Origin of the sequence: Lysinibacillus sp. RS10 (assembly GCF_041956855.1) — a bacterium.
GTDB classification, from domain to species: domain Bacteria; phylum Bacillota; class Bacilli; order Bacillales_A; family Planococcaceae; genus Lysinibacillus; species Lysinibacillus xylanilyticus_A.
Genome location: NZ_CP167122.1, coordinates 425,582 through 451,163, shown reverse-complemented (window position 1 = coordinate 451,163; position 25,582 = coordinate 425,582). Strand labels below are relative to the sequence as shown.

Below are 25,582 nucleotides of genomic sequence, written 5' to 3'. Positions count from 1 at the left end.
TTCTCCTTCTATTCTGACCAAATGCCAGAACTCTCGATTTGTTGTAGTGTTTCTTCTAAGTTTTTTGTCATAATCGTTACGTGGCCCATCTTACGGTTCACCTTAGCTTCAGCTTTCCCATAAAGATGTATAGACCATTCAGGATATTTAGCAATTGAGTTACTCAGTGGCATTACATGCTGCCCTAAAACATTTACCATAATAGATGGTGCCCAAAGTTGTGGTTTACGTAGTGGCCAACCACAAATAGCGCGAATATGCTGATGGAACTGTGAAACATTACATGCTTCGATTGAATAGTGACCTGAATTATGAGGTCTTGGTGCTAATTCATTAATTACGATTCCACCATCTTCTAATACAAACATTTCTACAGCTAGTGTCCCTACTAAATGTAAGTAATCAGCAATCTTCAAGGCTTCTCTTTCTGCAGCCAGTGCTGTTTCTTCTTTTATACGGGCCGGTACGATCGTTTCGTGTAAAATATGATGAACATGAATATTTTCTCCAACTGGCTGACAATATGATTCACCATTACCGTTTCTTTGGACAATGACCGATATCTCTTTCGCGAAAGGTACAAATCCCTCAGCAATACATTGTGAATGAGAGAAAAGGTCTTTTGCGAATGGTAGGTCTTCTACAGATTTTAAAAGCTGCTGCCCTTTGCCATCGTAACCGCCTCTTGCTGTTTTGACTATACAAGGATAACCAATCTTATCGATATTGGCTACTAATTCCTCATATGTATTCGCAACAATATAAGGTGCTACTGGACAACCTGCGTTCACAATCGCTTCCTTCTCAGTCACACGATCTTGAGTAATGCGCACTAGCTCTGGACCCTGCGGAACATAAGCAATCTGAGTTAAACGTTTTAAGCCTTCGTAATCGATATTTTCAAACTCATACGTTATAACGTCACTTACCTCAGCAAGCTCTTCTAAAGCTGCCTCATCATCATATGGTGCTACAATACGTATATCTGCAACCTGTCCACATGGCGAGTCCATTGATGGTTCAAGAACGGCAATTTTAAAGCCTACTTCTTTAGCAGCAAGTGCCATCATACGGCCAAGCTGTCCTCCTCCGATAATGCCTATCGTTTGCCCTGGATAAATAATCTTTGTCACACTAAGTCACCTGTGCTTTCCAATACTTGTTGCTTTGTGGCTTCACGTCTAGCATCTAGTTTATTAGCAAGCTCTGCGTCTGTTGTTGACAAAATTTGCGCCGCTAGCAAGCCTGCATTAGTCGCTCCTGCTTTGCCAATCGCTACTGTTGCTACAGGTACACCGCCAGGCATTTGAACGATTGATAATAGAGAATCAAGACCGTTAAGAGCACGAGATTGCACAGGTACACCGATTACTGGTAACGTTGTTTTAGCTGCTACCATTCCAGGTAAATGCGCAGCACCACCAGCACCCGCAATAATTACTTGAATACCTCGCTCCCGCGCTGCTTCTGCATACTCAAACATTAAATCAGGAGTACGATGTGCAGATACAACCTTTTTCTCGTACGGTACTTGTAATTCGTCTAATATATCACATGCATGTTTCATTGTTTCCCAGTCACTTGAACTACCCATAATCACACCGATTTTCGGATTCATGAATTGTCGCTCCTTTTAAACGATAGAAAAATGATCAAATATTGTGCAAGCCTCTATTCTTCAAATAGCTACTGCAATTCTTTACTTTTTGTACAAAGAAAATCCCCAAATAAACTACTCTCTACCATACACGTGAAAGCAGTTTACTTGAGGACTTATTATGAAAAGAATATGCAAATGTACATATCAGTACATATCCCTTCTCGTAACACGCCAAAAGTGCTTTCCCGCATAGTCCAGCATTTACGGTGCCGGGTAGAGACACTAGAGCCAATCCTCTAGCATATATGTGGGACTTATTTGTTTTTCCTACTCACATTTTAACAAGTGATTTCACTATCGTCAATGCAAAATGCGAACATTTTATTTTAGCTATTTATAAACGTTCGGATTTTAGTCAAATCTACTCAAAATCTTGACAGTTCATCGCTTTAAATTGTATTTTTTGACGTAAATACGTTGGTTCTCCATTAACTAAGTGGAAAACGGGCTCTTCTTTTCGTCCCACTGCCATATAACCATCTCGACGCATTCTTGCCAAACAATCTTCAATTGACTCGTTTTCTTCTACTTCATACCAAATTTGTTTTTTCCCCAAATCTTTCGCCCTTTCAATCTTGTATCCAATTATTTTTCCTCGTATGAGTTCCATTATACCTTGTGATTCTTCATTTAGTATGTATGATTTATTAATTCAAAGTAATTATACTTTTGAGGACAAAGTAAAAAGAACTGCAGGAATAAACTCTGCAGTTCTTTATTAAGGATTTTCAAATCTTTCTAATTCCGTGACATCCGCCAGAGACTTTAGGCCAACAAATGCTTTTTGTACGAAAGCGTAGCGACAGCACAAAGGTTTTATCTCCGCGAAAGTGAAGTGGCAGCGGCAGATGTTTTTTGTGCGAAAGCGCAGTGCCAACGTAGCGTCAACAACAGGATTTTATCTGCGCGAAAGCGAAGCGGCAGCGGCAACACGTGGTTGGTCACTCAATCGTTTTTACAGGATGTGCCTCAGTTCCTCTTGTCAGCAGATGTTTTGACATTAGCTCACAGAATTTACATATGCACCTAGGAAAAGGCATGATGAAAAAGCATGGAGCACAATAAGAACCGTACGGATATCACCTTTAATGCCAAAACTTGCGCTAATTATCCCTAGTCCCCCTAATATTAATGGCGTAAAAATACTGATATCGTAAAGGAAATTAAAAAAGCCACCATACCATTTTGTTGGATCATAGCCAAACATAAGAAATGTTATCATTAATAATAAAATAGATACAGTAGAAAAAATGTTATGCCTCATTTTATTTCCCCCATTATTAGACAACGATATGTGTTATAGATCTATTCAATTTTTTAACTTTAAATCCGCTAGTAAAGCTCGTTCAACTTTTACTTTAAGCTATAATCCTATATCAAATGTTGAGGTGAGGCACAGTGTGAAGCTTCCCGAAACCTTCTACGAACCTCTCTTCATGACGTTCTATTCATCGGTTTGATGTTTTAATAAGTCGATTCAATTATTCTATCCATCCTGTCGGTGCTTCTATCCTACTGTTCGATGATTCTAAACGTATTCCACCGGCGGTCTGCTAGGCTAGGGTTTCAGAAGGGACGTCGGGCTATTCACACTTATCTTAAATAGAATTTAATTTATCTTCATTCTCCAGACAAAATTATGCCAAGGCGAAATTGATTATGTAAATTTCGATTCCTTGTATTAAAAAAGATATGACAGCAATCATTATTTCGGAAAACAGCGTAGATATGGGGGTTCCTTTCGCTTTTTGAGCTGGAGTTGCACCTGGGAATCATGAAATTACAGGCAAGTGAAAAAGTACAAGGGCGCTCAGGGAAATACATATATTATGTCCGTCTGTGTGAGACCAACTTGAAAAGTATCTAGGGTCGAAATCGAGCTTTAAAAACGAAATATAAATAAATTGCAGTCAAATGAGGCAAGAAAAAGCATTCGTTGGCATATACTACGAATGCTTTTGAAGCATCTATGTCATGTTGCAAAACAGGGAACCATATAAAGATTCACAAATAGCTAGTTAAAATCCTAAGTTTTATACAAGGGAAGTTACCTCATGGTAGGACTCTACTTTATTGGCTTTTTTAGATTAAAACTAGCTTTACCTAGCCTGACCGAGAATATTCAAGGCTATAGAATTACTTATTTCCGCACAAAAAAACCACTGATTTCTCAGTGGCTGTTGTGTGCCTAGCGACGTCCTACTCTCACAGGGGGAAGCCCCCAACTACCATCGGCGCTAAAGAGCTTAACTTCCGTGTTCGGTATGGGAACGGGTGTGACCTCTTTGCCATCATCACTAGACTATTTTCGACCTCCAATACACGGCGTATTACTGCGTCAGCTTCTGTCGTTCAGTCAGTCACGTACTTGAGTACGCTCCTTCCCTCTCTCCATCGCTTCCTCGAACTACTCGTATCTTGAAACCCTTATATGAAAGGTTTTGTTCTTTCAAAACTGGATAAACGTGCATTGAATGTTTCAAACATTATGGTTAAGTCCTCGATCGATTAGTATTCGTCAGCTCCATGTGTCACCACACTTCCACCTCGAACCTATCTACCTCATCGTCTTTGAGGGATCTTACTTACTTGCGTAATGGGAAATCTCATCTTGAGGGGGGCTTCATGCTTAGATGCTTTCAGCACTTATCCCGTCCACACATAGCTACCCAGCGATGCCTTTGGCAAGACAACTGGTACACCAGCGGTGTGTCCATCCCGGTCCTCTCGTACTAAGGACAGCTCCTCTCAAATTTCCTACGCCCACGACGGATAGGGACCGAACTGTCTCACGACGTTCTGAACCCAGCTCGCGTACCGCTTTAATGGGCGAACAGCCCAACCCTTGGGACCGACTACAGCCCCAGGATGCGATGAGCCGACATCGAGGTGCCAAACCTCCCCGTCGATGTGGACTCTTGGGGGAGATAAGCCTGTTATCCCCGGGGTAGCTTTTATCCGTTGAGCGATGGCCCTTCCATGCGGAACCACCGGATCACTAAGCCCGTCTTTCGACCCTGCTCGACTTGTAGGTCTCGCAGTCAAGCTCCCTTGTGCCTTTACACTCTACGAATGATTTCCAACCATTCTGAGGGAACCTTTGGGCGCCTCCGTTACCTTTTAGGAGGCGACCGCCCCAGTCAAACTGTCCGCCTGACACTGTCTCCTGCCCCGCTAAGGGGCATGGGTTAGAATTTCAATACAACCAGGGTAGTATCCCACCGACGCCTCCTTCGAAGCTGGCGCTCCGAGATCTCTGGCTCCTACCTATCCTGTACAAGTTGTACCAAAATTCAATATCAGGCTACAGTAAAGCTCCACGGGGTCTTTCCGTCCTGTCGCGGGTAACCTGCATCTTCACAGGTACTATAATTTCACCGAGTCTCTCGTTGAGACAGTGCCCAGATCGTTACGCCTTTCGTGCGGGTCGGAACTTACCCGACAAGGAATTTCGCTACCTTAGGACCGTTATAGTTACGGCCGCCGTTTACTGGGGCTTCAATTCGCAGCTTCGCTTGCGCTAACCACTCCTCTTAACCTTCCAGCACCGGGCAGGCGTCAGCCCCTATACGTCACCTTACGGTTTTGCAGAGACCTGTGTTTTTGCTAAACAGTCGCCTGGGCCTATTCACTGCGGCTCTCATGCGCTTGCACGCTCAAGAGCACCCCTTCTCCCGAAGTTACGGGGTCATTTTGCCGAGTTCCTTAACGAGAGTTCTCTCGCACACCTTAGGATTCTCTCCTCGACTACCTGTGTCGGTTTGCGGTACGGGCACCTCTCACCTCGATAGAGGCTTTTCTTGGCAGTGTGAAATCAGGAACTTCGTCCATACGGACTCGCCATCACAGCTCAACGTTACAGTGTGCGGATTTGCCTACACACACGCCTTACTGCTTGGACGCGCACAACCAACGGCGCGCTTACCCTATCCTACTGCGTCCCCCCATTTCTCAAACGGTGAGGAGGTGGTACAGGAATATCAACCTGTTGTCCATCGCCTACGCCTATCGGCCTCGGCTTAGGTCCCGACTAACCCTGAGCGGACGAGCCTTCCTCAGGAAACCTTAGTCATACGGTGGACGGGATTCTCACCCGTCTTTCGCTACTCATACCGGCATTCTCACTTCTAAGCGCTCCACCAGTCCTTCCGGTCTGACTTCAACGCACTTAGAACGCTCTCCTACCACTGACATCGTAGATGTCAATCCACAGCTTCGGTGAATCGTTTAGCCCCGATACATTTTCGGCGCAGCGTCACTCGACCAGTGAGCTATTACGCACTCTTTAAATGATGGCTGCTTCTAAGCCAACATCCTGGTTGTCTGTGCAACGCCACATCCTTTTCCACTTAACGATTACTTTGGGACCTTAGCTGGTGGTCTGGGCTGTTTCCCTTTTGACTACGGATCTTATCACTCGCAGTCTGACTCCCGTGTATAAATATCTGGCATTCGGAGTTTGTCTGAATTCGGTAAACCGGGATGGCCCCCTAGTCCAAACAGTGCTCTACCTCCAGTATTCTCATCACGAGGCTAGCCCTAAAGCTATTTCGGAGAGAACCAGCTATCTCCAAGTTCGATTGGAATTTCTCCGCTACCCACACCTCATCCCCGCACTTTTCAACGTGCGTGGGTTCGGGCCTCCAGTAAGTGTTACCTCACCTTCACCCTGGACATGGGTAGATCACCTGGTTTCGGGTCTACGACCACGTACTAATTCGCCCTATTCAGACTCGCTTTCGCTGCGGCTCCGCCTTCTAAAGCTTAACCTCGCACGTAATCGTAACTCGCCGGTTCATTCTACAAAAGGCACGCTATCACCCATTAACGGGCTCTAACTACTTGTAGGCACACGGTTTCAGGATCTCTTTCACTCCCCTTCCGGGGTGCTTTTCACCTTTCCCTCACGGTACTGGTTCACTATCGGTCACTAGGTAGTATTTAGCCTTGGGAGATGGTCCTCCCGGATTCCGACGGAATTTCACGTGTTCCGCCGTACTCAGGATCCACTCAGGAGAGAACGAACTTTCGACTACAGGGCTTTTACCTGCTCTGGCGGACCTTTCCAAGTCGCTTCATCTAACTCGCTCTTTTGTAACTCCGTATAGAGTGTCCTACAACCCCAAGAGGCAAGCCTCTTGGTTTGGGCTCTTCCCGTTTCGCTCGCCGCTACTCAGGGAATCGATTTTTCTTTCTCTTCCTCCAGGTACTTAGATGTTTCAGTTCCCTGGGTCTGCCTTCAAGACGCTATGTATTCACGTCAAGATACTACGCGATTAAACGTAGTGGGTTCCCCCATTCGGAAATCTCCGGATCAAAGCTCACTTACAGCTCCCCGAAGCATATCGGTGTTAGTGCCGTCCTTCTTCGGCTCCTAGTGCCAAGGCATTCGCCGTGCGCCCTTAATAACTTAACCAAGTTATTAAGCCTATAAAAAAACTTAAAAAATAAATGTGTTTGTTACAATTTCAATGTCGTTTTATCCAGTTTTCAAAGAACAAGTTTTGAAGTAATTCATTCAGAAGAATGAACCTTCAAAACTGAACGCAAAACGTAATCTTACAAACCCTAGGTTTGTATTCCGAAAATATCCTTAGAAAGGAGGTGATCCAGCCGCACCTTCCGATACGGCTACCTTGTTACGACTTCACCCCAATCATCTATCCCACCTTCGGCGGCTGGCTCCAAAAGGTTACCCCACCGACTTCGGGTGTTACAAACTCTCGTGGTGTGACGGGCGGTGTGTACAAGGCCCGGGAACGTATTCACCGCGGCATGCTGATCCGCGATTACTAGCGATTCCGGCTTCATGTAGGCGAGTTGCAGCCTACAATCCGAACTGAGAACGACTTTATCGGATTAGCTCCCTCTCGCGAGTTGGCAACCGTTTGTATCGTCCATTGTAGCACGTGTGTAGCCCAGGTCATAAGGGGCATGATGATTTGACGTCATCCCCACCTTCCTCCGGTTTGTCACCGGCAGTCACCTTAGAGTGCCCAACTAAATGATGGCAACTAAGATCAAGGGTTGCGCTCGTTGCGGGACTTAACCCAACATCTCACGACACGAGCTGACGACAACCATGCACCACCTGTCACCGTTGTCCCCGAAGGGAAAACTATATCTCTACAGTGGTCAACGGGATGTCAAGACCTGGTAAGGTTCTTCGCGTTGCTTCGAATTAAACCACATGCTCCACCGCTTGTGCGGGCCCCCGTCAATTCCTTTGAGTTTCAGTCTTGCGACCGTACTCCCCAGGCGGAGTGCTTAATGCGTTAGCTGCAGCACTAAGGGGCGGAAACCCCCTAACACTTAGCACTCATCGTTTACGGCGTGGACTACCAGGGTATCTAATCCTGTTTGCTCCCCACGCTTTCGCGCCTCAGCGTCAGTTACAGACCAGAAAGTCGCCTTCGCCACTGGTGTTCCTCCAAATCTCTACGCATTTCACCGCTACACTTGGAATTCCACTTTCCTCTTCTGCACTCAAGTCCCCCAGTTTCCAATGACCCTCCACGGTTGAGCCGTGGGCTTTCACATCAGACTTAAAGGACCGCCTGCGCGCGCTTTACGCCCAATAATTCCGGACAACGCTTGCCACCTACGTATTACCGCGGCTGCTGGCACGTAGTTAGCCGTGGCTTTCTAATAAGGTACCGTCAAGGTACAGCCAGTTACTACTGTACTTGTTCTTCCCTTACAACAGAGTTTTACGATCCGAAAACCTTCTTCACTCACGCGGCGTTGCTCCATCAGGCTTTCGCCCATTGTGGAAGATTCCCTACTGCTGCCTCCCGTAGGAGTCTGGGCCGTGTCTCAGTCCCAGTGTGGCCGATCACCCTCTCAGGTCGGCTACGCATCGTCGCCTTGGTGAGCCGTTACCTCACCAACTAGCTAATGCGCCGCGGGCCCATCTTATAGCGACAGCCGAAACCGTCTTTCAGTATTTCACCATGAAGTAAAATAGATTATTCGGTATTAGCCCCGGTTTCCCGGAGTTATCCCAAACTATAAGGTAGGTTGCCCACGTGTTACTCACCCGTCCGCCGCTAACGTCAAAGGAGCAAGCTCCTTCTCTGTTCGCTCGACTTGCATGTATTAGGCACGCCGCCAGCGTTCGTCCTGAGCCAGGATCAAACTCTCCATAAAAAGAAATTTGATTAGCTCAAATTGTTTTGCTGGCATCATGTTTGATGTCCAAAATTTTGTTTCGTTCACTAACTCAAGGTCAGCTACTAAAAACTTTATTGATTACGTTTTGCTTGTTCAGTTTTCAAGGTTCATTTCGTTGCCGTTATCTCAGTAGCAACTCTTATATAATATCATGTCGTTCGCTAGATGTCAACAACTCTTTTTCATTTCATTGTTTTTCAGTAGCTGTCTTAACGACTTGTATAATATTACACCCTTAATTTAAAAAGGTCAACACTTTTTCTGAAATAAATTCATAGTTTTTAACTTTATTGAGAAACTTCCTATTATAATGATTAAGAAATAATTTCATATTAAACTTACAATCTGAAGTTACTTTAATGTCTTATTGTTATCTAACATATCATTTCTTCATAATTTCTATTAAAAAATCAAATAATAAGAGCCCGGGACATAAAAAAAGATGACTCCGTCAAGCATACCGAAGTCAACTAATTGCCGCATAGTACGGCACTCCTATCATCATCAAATACTAGTTCTGTAATTTTAACGTTAGGCGTTCTTCATTTGACTTCGTTCCAGAAATAGAGCGGTCCAAAATCTCCTAGTCTAACCTAAATACAAAAGCATGAGACTGTTTAAATGTGCAATCTCATGCTTTCTTTTTCTGAATTATTTAATTGTCAACTAATCCATGAAACACTTGTATATCATTTATTGGAAAGATTGGATTCCCATCACTCGGCATAACACACTTTAAATTTCTCTTTTTAATGTAACCAAGCTTATCAACATATGACTACATCTATTCATTCACAGGTACATTCTGCAGTATCCATTGTACCGTTCCGTCATATGCATCAGCTTTAGCAGTTCCGGCTGGCACTTCTAAATAAAGCCCATCTCCTTCTGGCGTCCATTCATTAGAAATGTTGATTTCTTCTGTGCCAGTTGTTTTCTTTTTATAAACCAGTGCTGAAGCATCTTTAGTAAGAGTTGAAACATTTCCACCATAACGGTAATATAAGCCATCTAATGTAGAATCTTTATTCTTCTTTCCTGTTAGCGGCTTAACTAGCTTAGCCGTCATCATCCAAGACGGATTTCTCGACAACGCACGACTATCTTTTACAGATAAAGACTCATCAAATTGAATGAGCTGATACGTTTTAGTTCTCGACGAAATCTTAAGCTTTTCCCCAAAGCCAATCACCCCAGGCGCAGAAACGAATTTCAACAAGCCAGAAATTTTGGTTTTCACTTCATTTGATGTCTGATTGACTTCATCACCTGTACTGTATTTCCCTGTAGCTGTCGCTTGACCTACAACAAAGTCTTCTTCTGCCGCACCTTCTTTCACCTTCGCATTAAAGGTGAATTTTACTTTGGTAGAGCGTAGCACTTCAGGGTTAGTATCGAGGGTTGCTACAATCTCATTTACATTGTATGTTGCTGTACCGATTTCTTTACCATTTTCATCTGTTACTTTAAGGTCTGTTGGCGATTCTAAATGTGGATCATATTTTTGTGAAATCGTAAATTGACCATATGTCCCTTTATCATCCGGAATATAGCCGGAATCTACTAAAATCTCATACTTCAATGTTTCACCTGGTGCAACTTCTGTTGGCACTTTACCATCCACACCAAACACTCGTTCTTCAATAGTTAATTCAGGTCGGATTTTTATTGTTTCAATATTAGATTGGAGCTTCTCGCCGTCTGCCAAAAATACCGTCACCGCATATACACTAATATCGTGATCTAATCCCTTCTTCACTTCATCTACTGGAATCGTATACCCCCACGATTCATCTGTATTTACACTTGGATTTTCTTCATGTGCGAATTTCTGAGGCTCACCGTCATCTACCTTATAATAAAGTTCGACAGAATCAGCTTCTTTCTCTTGATTGTTCCACGTCCCTGTAATACGGTATCCTTCATCTGTATATTCCCCATCATTATCCAATTCAACCTCTACTGGAACATCCGGTCTGTTACTTACCGTAATCTCCAAATTAAATTCCCTTACTGTATCCGGCTCTTGTACTTGCGGTTCCCATCTTAATGCCCAGGCTGGATGATACGTGTAAGGATACATCACATCCTTGCCGGGATCAGGAATACTTGGCGCATTTAGTTCATAAAAAAAGAGATCTTCACGAGCAGAACCACTAGAATCGAATGGTCTAAGCTGCGGGTTATCAGTTGCTCGCATTGCAGCTGGATTATTCGCATAACCATTATAGAAGAAATAAAGATAATAATCTTGACCGTCCCTCATATTCATCTCATGAAAATATAGCCCTTTATTATTTCCTAAAGAATACATTTTACTGTCCGTATGTCGTCCGCCAATATCCATATGCACGGAATAACCGATATTTGTATAAGGGTATCGCGTAGTTAAGTTCAAATATTTCATACTGACATTAATACGCCCTTTTCTCTCATTCGTCAGACTCATTTTAATTTTTAGATATCCCTCTACGTATCTCGGATTACTGCTATCTAGGACAGCTGCATAAGCAACCAACTCATGTGTCGTTTCATTTTTATATAATTTCAAAATTGGCATGACATCAGATTGCTTTTGTGCCGTATCGTTTTCTTGTCTCCCATAAGCAATCACAAGTCCATTACCCCTTTGGTGACTAGAACCCCTTCCTCCGGGATAATAATATGTTACAACACCATTAAGTGCATCAGGATTATAATCCTCAGATAGAACTGTTGCTACTGAGAAATTTTGTACCATTATATGTGCGTCAGACGCATACGCAAAATCGGAAAGTTTTGTATTCATAGAAGGCAATGGACGTCCCCAGTCATCATAATATCGATAATAAGAGTTCATCTCTTTTAAGGAGTTCCGTGGCCGATCATTGTTAATATCCCCAAATAACATGTAATAAGATCTGCCTTGGTGGCTCTCTCTTGTTGGAAGTTCAAGGCCTACATTTGTACTCATTTGTGTAAACCCATCTAATTCATTCGGAGAATCATCCAACATCGAAAAATCAATATTGCCGATTTTACCAACTTGTGTTATAGGAATTCCATTATAACCCGCTCGAGGACTAGCAATTCTTTTACATTTAGGTGCTGATTTTTCTTCACTATCTAATTCTTCTTGTTCTTCACCTGCAGTTACTAGTTCTTCTTCAATGTTAGACTCTAGCTGCTTCTCTTCTTCAATGTTAGACTCTAGCTGCTCCTCTTCTTCAATGTTAGACTCTAGCTGCTCCTCTTCTTCAATGTTAGACTCTAGCTGCTCCTCTTCTTCAGCCACTAGTTCTTCTCCTTCAATGTAAAACTCTTCCTCACAGTCAACTTCCAAATTTTCTTCAATTTTAGGCTCTTCCTCTTCTTCACAGTCAATTGCTAAATTTTCTTCATCATCAGTCTCTAGCTGTTCCTCTCCTTCAATTACCAAATTTTCTTCAGTTTCATACTCTTGCTGCCTCTCACACGCATTCGCAAGATTTTCTTCATCTCCAGATTCTCGCTGCTCCTCTTCCTCAGTTGTTGGAGCTTCGCCATTTTCATTCTCTGGTTCTTTCTCTCCCTCGGTTGTTGGTGCTTCGCCATTTTCATTCTCTGGTTGTTCCTTATCTTCAGTTGTTGGCGCTTCACCACTTTCAGACTCCGGCTGTTTCTCTCCTTCAGTTGTTGGCGCTTCGCCATTTTCAGATTCCGGTTCCTTACATTCAGTTGCTAGATTTTCCTCGCCATCAGACTCTAGTTGTTCCTCACATTCAATTTCAGACTCTGTAGGATCACCCATAATTGTTTCTGCTATAGATACACTCAGCTCCGAAAAGACTAGAACAAAAACTAATAACGATATTACTATTTTCCGCATATTTCTTTTCACCGACCTTTTTACATGTTAAGCAGCTTCATAACGAACAATGAAGTTAACCGCATACTGATTACTTTGCTCATCTTCTCATTTTTTCAAATTAACTTTTTCTTTTTAATTTTTAACAAGTGATTCATCTGAATTTTTATTGATTCACTTGTTAAAAAACCAATCGCTTGTCGTAGTCAGCGTTAACTATATACGCCCCCATCCTGCATCTCAGAAACATAAATTGGTGCATAATTTTTCTAAAACGAAAAGTCAGCAAAGTAACCAGTACAGCTACTTCCAAAACAAAGGCGTATTTTTGTTCAATTAATTTATTTCTTGTTGTTTCTTCTGCTTCTTTTTGCTATAAAATATAAACAATAGTAACCCTGCTACTAGAAGAATTAGCAATCCTACCAAATACGCTAGATAATTCGGTCCTTCAATGGATACATCGGTTGCGTTAAATTGCTTTACCTCTTCCCCTTTAATGGTAAAATCCTTCTCAAATTCCCATGATTCTTCGCTCGACTTAGCATTTACATGTAACGTATAGGTTCCAGATTTAAATTTTTCTCCATTTAGTGAAATCGGGTATTCAAAATTTGAATTTGGCGCCATTTGCATGTCTTGTTTTTCCGATTTATAGAGTACCTCTGTTTTCCCTTTTTTCGTAACTTCCGCGTCCACTTCAAAACGGTTTAAATACGTTGCCGTTGGATTTTGAAGCGTAGCATTAATCACATTACGGGCATTCACTTGTCCAGCTTTAACATCGTGTAATTGCAAATCTTGCTTCACTGTTTCATCAGTTTCTTGTAGGGTAATTCCCACTACATAAGCATATTTATTTTCAATACTTAAACCTTTAGTTGTTTCCTTGGTATTTTTTGACTTTACTTTCTTCTCTTCTAATGTAATACCGCCCGCTAAAATCCCATCGAATTCTTCTTCAGGCATTGTTACATTTAACTGTAAATCCTTACTTCCCTTAGCCGGAATCGTAATTTCCTTCTCAGTTTGAATTAAATCCCCTAATTCATATGGCAATGAAGAATCACGTTCAGCACTTGTAGGACCGTACTCTACAACTCCATTAATATTCGTTGTAGCAGAATGAATGATCGGCTCAATGACGACATCCTCTTCGGTATCATTTTTCAATTGAATCGTTAATGTCTGCTTTTGATTAGGCTCCATTTTCAGATTGAAATAAGATTTTTGTTTATCAATTTGGTTGTCTGGAATGACGGTATACACACCAAAATTAAATTCAGATGCAGACGCAAATGGTGTTAACCATACTAGGCTTACAATCAATATTCCGAATAAGGTCCATAACGTATTTTTCCTCATATTTTCTACCATCCTTACTACTTAAAAGTCTTCAAAGATTTAAAATTATTGGTAAAAACCCGCAATGCTTTCCTCTAACAATGGAGCAACAGGATGCTACGAAGTCTCGTACTCCTGTCGCTACACGTTAACTCGCACTTATTCGAATTAACAGGATTTACACGGGTTTTTACCTGTATCTCACAATATTGCACTGAAATGATAGAATACTATTTTTATTTTTATAACAGTTCCCATCAGGAAATTTTTACATTTCTTGTTCTGTTTATTATTGTCCAGGTACGTCAGTCAGTGTCCATGTTAATGACGTAGAATATTTTTCTGCATATTTTGTAGTTGAACCTGGGATATTAAGTTCAATACTTTCCGCTGCTGTAGCGTCATCACCAAATACTAATAAATAAGTACCCAACCCTTCTCCTGCTTTGGCAGACATAATGTTGTCAGCTACACCCTTCCCATCCGGATTTAAACTAAATGAAGTTTTTACAATAGATGGTTTTGGAGATGCAGAGGCTGTACTCACCCAAGCATTTTTAAAAGTAATTTCAGCACCCGTTAGTTCTTTATCTGTAGTGCTCTTGAATTGACCATTTTGTTTCACTTGCAATGACCAACCTTTTTCTGTACCACGACTATCTGTAACTTGAACATAGTTCGGGCCGTCGCCACGACCTCCAAATTTTTGCGGTTTTACTTTGTAATCTTGATTGGTAGAAGTAATTTTTTGCTTACCAAAATCTAAGCTAGAAGCATAGTCAATACTTAATGGACCTGGTGTTCCTGGTTTTGGACCGTTTGGATCAGTTGGATCTACTGGATCTACTGGATCTGGATTACCTGGATTAGTTGGATCTACTGGTGGTGTTATGATGTTAGTAGCTGGTTCAAATTCGATAATTGCATTCGTTTGATACTCGCCACCATCTGCCGCATAAGAAGTGATACTTCCTCCTAATACCAAACCTGTTAACATTGTTGTAGCTACGCCTAGTGCTTTTAAATTAGTATTGATTTTCATGTTTCATCATCCTTTATTATTATTTGTTACCTGGAACATCCGATAAATTCCATGTTAATTTTGTACTGTATGTAACAGCATCTTTTGGCGTTTTCCCTGGAATAGAAAGAGAAATCGCTTTGTTTTTTTGTACTTTCTCACCTTTAGCATTCGTCACCTCATCTACCTGTCCCCAACGGTTTACCCAAAGTCCAGCTCCTTCTGTTGGCTTTGCTGACATGACAAGTGACTCAGCTCCATTTGGATCTAACTTAATTTCTTTAGCTGCTGTTGGCGGTGTCACTTCTGTTTTACCTGTAACAGTCGGATTCACAAATTTGATTTGTGCGCCTGTTAATTTTTTATTTTGCGCTGCAGCATTAGCAAACTGACCTTCTTGTTTAACGGTTAATTTCCATCCGGCATTTTTTCCGCGATTATCTGAGATTTGGGCATAGTTTGGTACATATTTATTTCCCTCACTAGAAGTTAACACCTGTGCATTCGCATAATAAATTTTTTCTTTGTTCGAGATTTCATTAATACCAAAATCGAGACTCGATACAAAATCAATACCTAGCGAGCTTCCAGTTCCTGAGTTTGGACCTCCTGGATCGGTCGGATCTACTGGATTTACTGGCTTCTCTGGATCTGGATCATTCGGATCTACCGGGCGTTGTGAATCTTCATTTGGAATAAATACCACCATCCCATTCGATCCGTAATTAACTTTTTTTTCTTTTTCTTCTGCTGAAGCAAATAATGGTGAAATCGCCGTACAACTTAGTAAAGTGGTAATTGCTGCAAGTTGCATAGCCTTATTCTTCATTGTTTAAATTCTCCTTTCATGTATTTTTTATATTTACGTATTAGATAAAATGCTAATACGGTAAATAACACTTACTACTTAATAGTTGAATTAAAATTAACTATTTTTAAATACTTTGTAATAAAATTACAGTTTTTAAGCAAAAAAGGACATCCTTTTCATTCAACCATCCTCTCATTTCTTATTGCATATTTATTTATATTTACGTATCAGATAAAATGCTGGTACGGTAAATAACAACATAGAAAATGTTATTCTTATAATAAGATACATCCCTCATTTGCGGATTTTTTCTTGGCCCATAAACGATGGAAGCTTTCCGATTCAAAGGCTTACGATTTCGTATTAGATGAAAAAGAAATAGTTAGAAACATCACTATTATTATCACAAATACTAGATTATTTACTTTTTACACTTAACATATACCTCAATTTGAACTTCTTTAAACATATTTTTTCTCTTTTATTTCTTTTTTTACTTTTCATTCCTTACAATTACCGATTGTAGCGTATTTTAAAAAAGAATTAAAATCAACTTTTGTTGCTTTCTTAGCATAATTTGATAATGCTGAATTTCTCTGAAAAATTCTTAAAATTCTAACTTCATTTGAATAATTTCTATTAGGTATCTCCAAAATAATTGTTACAATTGGGATGTTATTCAATAATTTGACATTCTAAATAGCGATGGTACACCTTCTGTATTGCTTGCAACAATTCAATTATCGATAACCATTCTCTAACTACTTTTTTAAAATTATTTCATCATTAAATCGAAACAAAAGGAATTCCTTTTATCTTAAGGATTATACTTATTAAGGTTAAAACCTACGAGGAAAAGATGCAAATCAACTTTTTGGTCACTTTTGAACAAAAATTGATAAACTGCTTATTTGACTCATTATGATAATTATTTTCAACTTTATATTGGAGCTTGGATCGCGATGTTCCCGCTTAAAAATAGGACTCTCTCATCCTTTTTTCTATAAGTTCATACTCATACCGAGTTGCACATAGAAAAAGAGATGTATCGAATATACGATACATCTCTTACGCATATGCTATTGCATGCCTATAAACTTATACCATCTAGCAAATGTATACCTTTCTTTGTCAGTGCCGCTGGGGCTTGCAGCAATTCATATTCTAATATTCCCTTATAAGGTACTTCACTTCATTACTTCCGGACACAATTATGCCGAGGCATAATTGTGTCCGGAATTGGCTTTGCGCTTAGGCCTGCAGATGAGTTTTGTGCGAAAGCGTAGCAGCGGGTTTTGTGAAAGCGTAGCGACAGCGGCAAGATGTTGGTCACTCAGTTTAAGCGGATGTTTGGACAGCTGCTGTAAAGTAACTTAATACCGCATTAATCTTACCAGCTATAGTAGTGGGAGACTTCTATACCTGTCGCTACGATTTCGGTACAAAAGACATTTACTGAGAGAAATTAAACCTAAATTATCAGTTCGTTTTCCATAGTTCAAGGGATTATTTATTTTCACACAAAAAAAGCCGAGGAATAAATCCTCGACTTTTCTAGGTGCCTAGCGACGTCCTACTCTCACAGGGGGAAGCCCCCAACTACCATCGGCGCTAAAGAGCTTAACTTCCGTGTTCGGTATGGGAACGGGTGTGACCTCTTTGCCATCATCACTAGACTATTTTCGACCTCCAATACACGGCGTATTACTGCGTCAGCTTCTCTCGCTCAATCGGTCACGTACAGAGGTACGCTCCCTCATTCACTCGTTTGCTTCCTTGTACTACTTGTGTCTTGAAGCTCTCTTCGGCTTTCAATATATATCGTATCTTGAAACCCTTATATGAAAGGTTTTGTTCTTTCAAAACTGGATAAACGTGCATTGAATGTTTCAAACATTATGGTTAAGTCCTCGATCGATTAGTATTCGTCAGCTCCATGTGTCACCACACTTCCACCTCGAACCTATCTACCTCATCGTCTTTGAGGGATCTTACTTACTTGCGTAATGGGAAATCTCATCTTGAGGGGGGCTTCATGCTTAGATGCTTTCAGCACTTATCCCGTCCACACATAGCTACCCAGCGATGCCTTTGGCAAGACAACTGGTACACCAGCGGTGTGTCCATCCCGGTCCTCTCGTACTAAGGACAGCTCCTCTCAAATTTCCTACGCCCACGACGGATAGGGACCGAACTGTCTCACGACGTTCTGAACCCAGCTCGCGTACCGCTTTAATGGGCGAACAGCCCAACCCTTGGGACCGACTACAGCCCCAGGATGCGATGAGCCGACATCGAGGTGCCAAACCTCCCCGTCGATGTGGACTCTTGGGGGAGATAAGCCTGTTATCCCCGGGGTAGCTTTTATCCGTTGAGCGATGGCCCTTCCATGCGGAACCACCGGATCACTAAGCCCGTCTTTCGACCCTGCTCGACTTGTAGGTCTCGCAGTCAAGCTCCCTTGTGCCTTTACACTCTACGAATGATTTCCAACCATTCTGAGGGAACCTTTGGGCGCCTCCGTTACCTTTTAGGAGGCGACCGCCCCAGTCAAACTGTCCGCCTGACACTGTCTCCTGCCCCGCTAAGGGGCATGGGTTAGAATTTCAATACAACCAGGGTAGTATCCCACCGACGCCTCCTTCGAAGCTGGCGCTCCGAGATCTCTGGCTCCTACCTATCCTGTACAAGTTGTACCAAAATTCAATATCAGGCTACAGTAAAGCTCCACGGGGTCTTTCCGTCCTGTCGCGGGTAACCTGCATCTTCACAGGTACTATAATTTCACCGAGTCTCTCGTTGAGACAGTGCCCAGATCGTTACGCCTTTCGTGCGGGTCGGAACTTACCCGACAAGGAATTTCGCTACCTTAGGACCGTTATAGTTACGGCCGCCGTTTACTGGGGCTTCAATTCGCAGCTTCGCTTGCGCTAACCACTCCTCTTAACCTTCCAGCACCGGGCAGGCGTCAGCCCCTATACGTCACCTTACGGTTTTGCAGAGACCTGTGTTTTTGCTAAACAGTCGCCTGGGCCTATTCACTGCGGCTCTCATGCGCTTGCACGCTCAAGAGCACCCCTTCTCCCGAAGTTACGGGGTCATTTTGCCGAGTTCCTTAACGAGAGTTCTCTCGCACACCTTAGGATTCTCTCCTCGACTACCTGTGTCGGTTTGCGGTACGGGCACCTCTCACCTCGATAGAGGCTTTTCTTGGCAGTGTGAAATCAGGAACTTCGTCCATACGGACTCGCCATCACAGCTCAACGTTACAGTGTGCGGATTTGCCTACACACACGCCTTACTGCTTGGACGCGCACAACCAACGGCGCGCTTACCCTATCCTACTGCGTCCCCCCATTTCTCAAACGGTGAGGAGGTGGTACAGGAATATCAACCTGTTGTCCATCGCCTACGCCTATCGGCCTCGGCTTAGGTCCCGACTAACCCTGAGCGGACGAGCCTTCCTCAGGAAACCTTAGTCATACGGTGGACGGGATTCTCACCCGTCTTTCGCTACTCATACCGGCATTCTCACTTCTAAGCGCTCCACCAGTCCTTCCGGTCTGACTTCAACGCACTTAGAACGCTCTCCTACCACTGACATCGTAGATGTCAATCCACAGCTTCGGTGAATCGTTTAGCCCCGATACATTTTCGGCGCAGCGTCACTCGACCAGTGAGCTATTACGCACTCTTTAAATGATGGCTGCTTCTAAGCCAACATCCTGGTTGTCTGTGCAACGCCACATCCTTTTCCACTTAACGATTACTTTGGGACCTTAGCTGGTGGTCTGGGCTGTTTCCCTTTTGACTACGGATCTTATCACTCGCAGTCTGACTCCCGTGTATAAATATCTGGCATTCGGAGTTTGTCTGAATTCGGTAAACCGGGATGGCCCCCTAGTCCAAACAGTGCTCTACCTCCAGTATTCTCATCACGAGGCTAGCCCTAAAGCTATTTCGGAGAGAACCAGCTATCTCCAAGTTCGATTGGAATTTCTCCGCTACCCACACCTCATCCCCGCACTTTTCAACGTGCGTGGGTTCGGGCCTCCAGTAAGTGTTACCTCACCTTCACCCTGGACATGGGTAGATCACCTGGTTTCGGGTCTACGACCACGTACTAATTCGCCCTATTCAGACTCGCTTTCGCTGCGGCTCCGCCTTCTAAAGCTTAACCTCGCACGTAATCGTAACTCGCCGGTTCATTCTACAAAAGGCACGCTATCACCCATTAACGGGCTCTAACTACTTGTAGGCACACGGTTTCAGGATCTCTTTCACTCCCCTTCCGGGGTGCTTTTCACCTTTCCCTCACGGTACTGGTTCACTATCGGTCACTAGGTAGTATTTAGCCTTGGGAGATGGTCCTCCCGGATTCCGACGGAATTTCACGTGTTCCGCCGTACTCAGGATCCACTCAGGAGAGAACGAACTTTCGACTACAGGGCTTTTACCTGCTCTGGCGGACCTTTCCAAGTCGCTTCATCTAACTCGCTCTTTTGTAACTCCGTATTGAGTGTCCTACAACCCCAAGAGGCAAGCCTCTTGGTTTGGGCTCTTCCCGTTTCGCTCGCCGCTACTCAGGGAATCGATTTTTCTTTCTCTTCCTCCAGGTACTTAGATGTTTCAGTTCCCTGGGTCTGCCTTCAAGACGCTATGAATTCACGTCAAGATACTACGCGATTAAACGTAGTGGGTTCCCCCATTCGGAAATCTCCGGATCAAAGCTCACTTACAGCTCCCCGAAGCATATCGGTGTTAGTGCCGTCCTTCTTCGGCTCCTAGTGCCAAGGCATTCGCCGTGCGCCCTTAATAACTTAACCAAGTTATTAAGCCTATAAAAAACTTAAAAAATAAATGTGTTTGTTACAATTTCAATGTCGTTTTATCCAGTTTTCAAAGAACAAGTTTTGAAGTGTTTCATTCAGAAGAATGAACCTTCAAAACTGAACGCAAAACGTAATCTTACAAACCCTAGGTTTGTATTCCGAAAATATCCTTAGAAAGGAGGTGATCCAGCCGCACCTTCCGATACGGCTACCTTGTTACGACTTCACCCCAATCATCTATCCCACCTTCGGCGGCTGGCTCCAAAAGGTTACCCCACCGACTTCGGGTGTTACAAACTCTCGTGGTGTGACGGGCGGTGTGTACAAGGCCCGGGAACGTATTCACCGCGGCATGCTGATCCGCGATTACTAGCGATTCCGGCTTCATGTAGGCGAGTTGCAGCCTACAATCCGAACTGAGAACGACTTTATCGGATTAGCTCCCTCTCGCGAGTTGGCAACCGTTTGTATCGTCCATTGTAGCACGTGTGTAGCCCAGGTCATAAGGGGCATGATGATTTGACGTCATCCCCACCTTCCTCCGGTTTGTCACCGGCAGTCACCTTAGAGTGCCCAACTAAATGATGGCAACTAAGATCAAGGGTTGCGCTCGTTGCGGGACTTAACCCAACATCTCACGACACGAGCTGACGACAACCATGCACCACCTGTCACCGTTGTCCCCGAAGGGAAAACCATATCTCTACAGTGGTCAACGGGATGTCAAGACCTGGTAAGGTTCTTCGCGTTGCTTCGAATTAAACCACATGCTCCACCGCTTGTGCGGGCCCCCGTCAATTCCTTTGAGTTTCAGTCTTGCGACCGTACTCCCCAGGCGGAGTGCTTAATGCGTTAGCTGCAGCACTAAGGGGCGGAAACCCCCTAACACTTAGCACTCATCGTTTACGGCGTGGACTACCAGGGTATCTAATCCTGTTTGCTCCCCACGCTTTCGCGCCTCAGCGTCAGTTACAGACCAGAAAGTCGCCTTCGCCACTGGTGTTCCTCCAAATCTCTACGCATTTCACCGCTACACTTGGAATTCCACTTTCCTCTTCTGCACTCAAGTCCCCCAGTTTCCAATGACCCTCCACGGTTGAGCCGTGGGCTTTCACATCAGACTTAAAGGACCGCCTGCGCGCGCTTTACGCCCAATAATTCCGGACAACGCTTGCCACCTACGTATTACCGCGGCTGCTGGCACGTAGTTAGCCGTGGCTTTCTAATAAGGTACCGTCAAGGTACAGCCAGTTACTACTGTACTTGTTCTTCCCTTACAACAGAGTTTTACGATCCGAAAACCTTCTTCACTCACGCGGCGTTGCTCCATCAGGCTTTCGCCCATTGTGGAAGATTCCCTACTGCTGCCTCCCGTAGGAGTCTGGGCCGTGTCTCAGTCCCAGTGTGGCCGATCACCCTCTCAGGTCGGCTACGCATCGTCGCCTTGGTGAGCCGTTACCTCACCAACTAGCTAATGCGCCGCGGGCCCATCTTATAGCGACAGCCGAAACCGTCTTTCAGTATTTCACCATGAAGTAAAATAGATTATTCGGTATTAGCCCCGGTTTCCCGGAGTTATCCCAAACTATAAGGTAGGTTGCCCACGTGTTACTCACCCGTCCGCCGCTAACGTCAAAGGAGCAAGCTCCTTCTCTGTTCGCTCGACTTGCATGTATTAGGCACGCCGCCAGCGTTCGTCCTGAGCCAGGATCAAACTCTCCATAAAAAGAAATTTGATTAGCTCAAATTGTTTTGCTGGCATCATGTTTGATGTCCAAAATTTTGTTTTGTTCACTAACTCAAGGTTCGCTACTAAAAACTTTATTGATTACGTTTTGCTTGTTCAGTTTTCAAGGTTCATTAATTCGTCACAACTGAGTGACTTTCTGTACTTTAACATAATGTTAACTCTACGTCAACTCTTTATGTTAATGTTTTTTAAGTTGCTGTTTATTTCGTAACAACGTGTTTAAATATATCACTATTCTTCTAGTAATACAACCGTATTTAAAAAGAAAAATAATTCTGTGAAATGTATTTATATAGAAAACTGAATCCTTTCCTATATAAATGTTTACGCAAAGAAATTATTCTTGTAACAAAAAACTGCTCACAAATATCGTCATACCGAATTTGTGAACAGCTTCTATTTTATAAAGTTGCTAGATACAATAAGAAGATTACCGCGAAAACATACATAATCGGATTTACTTCTTTTGCTTTCCCTTTAATAATCATTGTTAATGGATAGAAAATGAACCCTACTGCAATACCAGTTGCGATTGAATATGTTAATGGCATCATAATCATTGTTAAGAATGATGGTACTGCGATTTCAAAGCGATTCCAAGCAATTTGGCCTAAAGAAGCAACCATTAAAACTCCTACTATTATTAATGCTGGAGCAGTAACAGCTGGGGTAACAACACCTAATAACGGTAAAAAGAATAGTGATAGTAAAAATAAACATCCAGTTACGATTGAAGCGAAACCTGAACGTGCACCAGCTGCTACACCTGAAGAAGATTCTACATAAGATGTAATAGTAGATGTACCAAGAATTGAACCAACAATCGTTGCAATTGAATCAGAAATTAAAGCTTTACCTGCGCGTGGTAAACGATTATCTTTAACTAATCCCGCTTGGTTAGCTACCGCAATTAATGTCCCTGCATTATCAAAAAAGTCTACAAATAAGAAAGTTAAAATTACTGACAACATCGATAATGTATAAAAGCTTGGATCAGAGAAAGAACTGAATAACGCTCCGAATGTTGGTGAAATGCTAGGTGGTGCTGATACAACTTTTTCAGGAATATCAACCAGTCCTGTAAGCATACCCACGATTGATGTTAACACCATACCGTAGAATACGCCGCCTTTAATACCACGCACCATTAAAATAACTGTTACTATAATACCGAATATTGCTAGTAATACCTCTGGTTCGTGTAAATTACCGATACCAACTAAAGTTGCATCATTATTAACTATAATGTGTGCATTTTGCATCCCGATAAAAGCAATGAATAAACCGATACCAGCACCTACTGCTAATTTTAATTCCATAGGGATCGCATTAATTAATTTTTCACGTAAGCCTGTTAATGTTAGTAATAAGAAAAATAGACCTGAAATAAATACTGCTGCTAGTGCATGCTGCCATGGACTACCGTTTACTAATACTACTGTATATGCAAAAAATGCATTAAGACCCAAACCAGGTGCTAAGGCGAGAGGATACTTTGCCAAGAACCCCATAATAAAACAACCAATTGCTGCTGACACAGCAGTTGCAACAAACACTGCCCCATAATCCATACGTAAAGCGTCTGGTAAATCCTTTACATTCGCTAATGTCAATGTTACTGGGTTTACTACTAAAATGTAAGCCATTGCTAAGAACGTTGTAAAACCACCAAGAACTTCGCGGCGATAATTAGTTCCTAATTCATCGAACATGAAATACTTTTTCATTTTAAAGAAATCCTCCGTATGGTCGTCTTCAATATCGACAACAAAAAAGACACGCTGACTACTCTACTAGTCGCATGTCTACGATACATTTCACTACAGTTTTTGTGTGAAATTAATTAGTGTCTATACATTGATATATATATAACTAAAATCGTAGTCAAGTTATTTACGGTAACTTGGTAGAAACTCACGGGCCTTATCCCCGACATTATACGACGACTTATTTAATTTACACTCGTAATATATCATTTCATTTTTTAGATTTCAACCCTATTTCCGAACATTTTTCGAAAATAAAATACGAAAGTTCGTGTAAAAAACTTATTTAATGTTCACATTTTAAGAAACCGTTGCATAAATAGGCTAGAACTGAACGTTTTATCGATAGTTATAAAATAAAAAATTCCGCTAGCACTCATTCGAATACTAGCGGATTTTAATACAGCGATTAGGGGAGAGCTCCCTTGATCGACATATGTTTAATTTATTACTTTACTTTGCAAGAGCTGAATTCTTTTTTCTAATTTTTGTTTCCAATCTTCTGCTAACGCATCAACTGCTTGTATACGTTTCATGGCAAGTGCATCTTCGTTTTTAAAATACACTTCGTTGCAATGCAAAACTGAAACACGCGCAGGGTCCTTTTCCACTAATTCAATTTTTGAATCTGCACAAATTTTCCCTTCTTCCAGTACACGCGCAAGGTAGCCCGTATAACCTGTTTCAATTAACCGTTTGAGTAATATGTTCGCCTCAGTATATTTATCAATCGTACTGCATGGTACACGTCCTTGGGTAATCTGGATGACAGCATCACCTATTTTATAAATATCGCCAATACAAATATCCGCTTCCAACATATTCGTTACTGTTAAGTTTTCACCGAATGCTGCTGTCGGCAACGGTTTACCGATTTCCTGTTCCCATTGTATGTAATGCTCCGCAGGATATAAACAAACGGCACGGTCTGGACCACCATGATGTTTTTTATCTGCTACATCGTCCCCCTCAAATCCACGAGTAGACAAATAAACTTCTTGTATTTTTCGTTTTTCAATCCCTGTAATCATAGAGCGCCCATTACTATCATGCAATTCTTTCGGCATACCAATAGCAAGTGTATGAATCATCGCTATATTTTTTTCCATTTCAATCCCCCCTAAACTAAACACTGACATCCTATTTACATTACTAGTTTACTATACCTAACGCTTCGTAAGCAGGATTTTCTATTTACACTTATAGTAGGATTACCTGTATCATCTTTAGAATTTAGTAATAACCGAATATCATCTGGAGACATATCTATATCACTAATTACATCCATCACTTCATCTAAAATCAGTGTATAGTGTTCTGCTTTAATAAGTTATCACTTTAAACAATAGGTACATAAATCGATGTACGCTGGTTTTCTCTCTTGAATTTACTGATTCAA

Annotated in this window: 10 protein-coding genes, 6 rRNA genes and 2 riboswitches; all 16 genes read right to left on the bottom strand. The window is 42.4% G+C overall.

Translation table 11 applies throughout. The features are described from left to right. Positions 1-8: 8 nt before the first annotated feature. Positions 9-1,133 (bottom strand): 5-(carboxyamino)imidazole ribonucleotide synthase, encoded by a 1,125-nt coding sequence (purK, locus tag ACB089_RS02320; RefSeq protein WP_374965146.1) that lies wholly within the window; start codon positions 1,131-1,133, stop codon positions 9-11. Beyond that, positions 1,130-1,618 carry a 5-(carboxyamino)imidazole ribonucleotide mutase gene (gene purE / locus ACB089_RS02315; RefSeq protein WP_004225751.1) on the bottom strand — a complete coding sequence of 163 codons (489 nt, stop codon included), beginning with the start codon at positions 1,616-1,618 and terminating at the stop codon, positions 1,130-1,132. Before purE ends, purK begins: the two co-directional genes overlap by 4 nt. 212 nt (positions 1,619-1,830) lie before the next feature. Continuing rightward, positions 1,831-1,929: riboswitch (purine riboswitch) on the bottom strand. 92 nt (positions 1,930-2,021) lie between these two features. Continuing rightward, complete coding sequence (locus tag ACB089_RS02310; RefSeq protein ID WP_374965144.1) at positions 2,022-2,216, bottom strand: NETI motif-containing protein; 195 nt, start codon at positions 2,214-2,216, stop codon at positions 2,022-2,024. 444 nt (positions 2,217-2,660) lie between these two features. Beyond that, positions 2,661-2,924 (bottom strand): hypothetical protein, encoded by a 264-nt coding sequence (locus ACB089_RS02305; RefSeq protein WP_374965142.1) that lies wholly within the window; start codon positions 2,922-2,924, stop codon positions 2,661-2,663. A gap of 922 nt (positions 2,925-3,846) precedes the next feature. After that, a 5S ribosomal RNA gene (rrf, locus tag ACB089_RS02300) occupies positions 3,847-3,962 on the bottom strand. A 186-nt stretch (positions 3,963-4,148) separates the two neighbouring features. Further along, positions 4,149-7,076 (bottom strand): 23S ribosomal RNA (locus ACB089_RS02295). A gap of 181 nt (positions 7,077-7,257) precedes the next feature. Beyond that, positions 7,258-8,809: ribosomal RNA gene (locus ACB089_RS02290) — 16S ribosomal RNA — on the bottom strand. Together the 16S, 23S and 5S rRNA genes form the textbook arrangement of a ribosomal RNA operon. Before the next feature lie 808 nt (positions 8,810-9,617). After that, on the bottom strand, positions 9,618-12,680 hold the full coding sequence (locus ACB089_RS02285) for a hypothetical protein (protein WP_375122127.1): 3,063 nt from the start codon (positions 12,678-12,680) through the stop codon (positions 9,618-9,620). Positions 12,681-12,995: 315 nt separating this feature from the next. After that, entirely contained in the window at positions 12,996-14,024 is a 1,029-nt protein-coding gene (locus ACB089_RS02280; RefSeq protein WP_374965138.1) for a DUF916 and DUF3324 domain-containing protein, read from the bottom strand. A 268-nt stretch (positions 14,025-14,292) separates the two neighbouring features. Beyond that, positions 14,293-15,045, bottom strand: coding sequence for a WxL domain-containing protein (locus tag ACB089_RS02275; RefSeq protein ID WP_374965136.1), 753 nt, complete (start codon positions 15,043-15,045; stop codon positions 14,293-14,295). A gap of 19 nt (positions 15,046-15,064) precedes the next feature. Then, complete coding sequence (locus tag ACB089_RS02270) at positions 15,065-15,853, bottom strand: WxL domain-containing protein (RefSeq protein WP_223557131.1); 789 nt, start codon at positions 15,851-15,853, stop codon at positions 15,065-15,067. Between the two features lie 1,542 nt (positions 15,854-17,395). Continuing rightward, positions 17,396-17,511: ribosomal RNA gene (gene rrf / locus ACB089_RS02265) — 5S ribosomal RNA — on the bottom strand. A gap of 222 nt (positions 17,512-17,733) precedes the next feature. Next, positions 17,734-20,661: ribosomal RNA gene (locus tag ACB089_RS02260) — 23S ribosomal RNA — on the bottom strand. Between the two features lie 180 nt (positions 20,662-20,841). Next, positions 20,842-22,393: ribosomal RNA gene (locus ACB089_RS02255) — 16S ribosomal RNA — on the bottom strand. A 425-nt stretch (positions 22,394-22,818) separates the two neighbouring features. Next, a complete protein-coding gene (locus ACB089_RS02250; protein ID WP_374965134.1) occupies positions 22,819-24,144 on the bottom strand; it encodes an NCS2 family permease in 1,326 nt (441 codons plus the stop codon). Between the two features lie 134 nt (positions 24,145-24,278). Beyond that, positions 24,279-24,380: riboswitch (purine riboswitch) on the bottom strand. 243 nt (positions 24,381-24,623) lie between these two features. Then, positions 24,624-25,292 (bottom strand): MOSC domain-containing protein, encoded by a 669-nt coding sequence (locus ACB089_RS02245; protein ID WP_374965132.1) that lies wholly within the window; start codon positions 25,290-25,292, stop codon positions 24,624-24,626. Between the last annotated feature and the right edge of the window lie 290 nt (positions 25,293-25,582).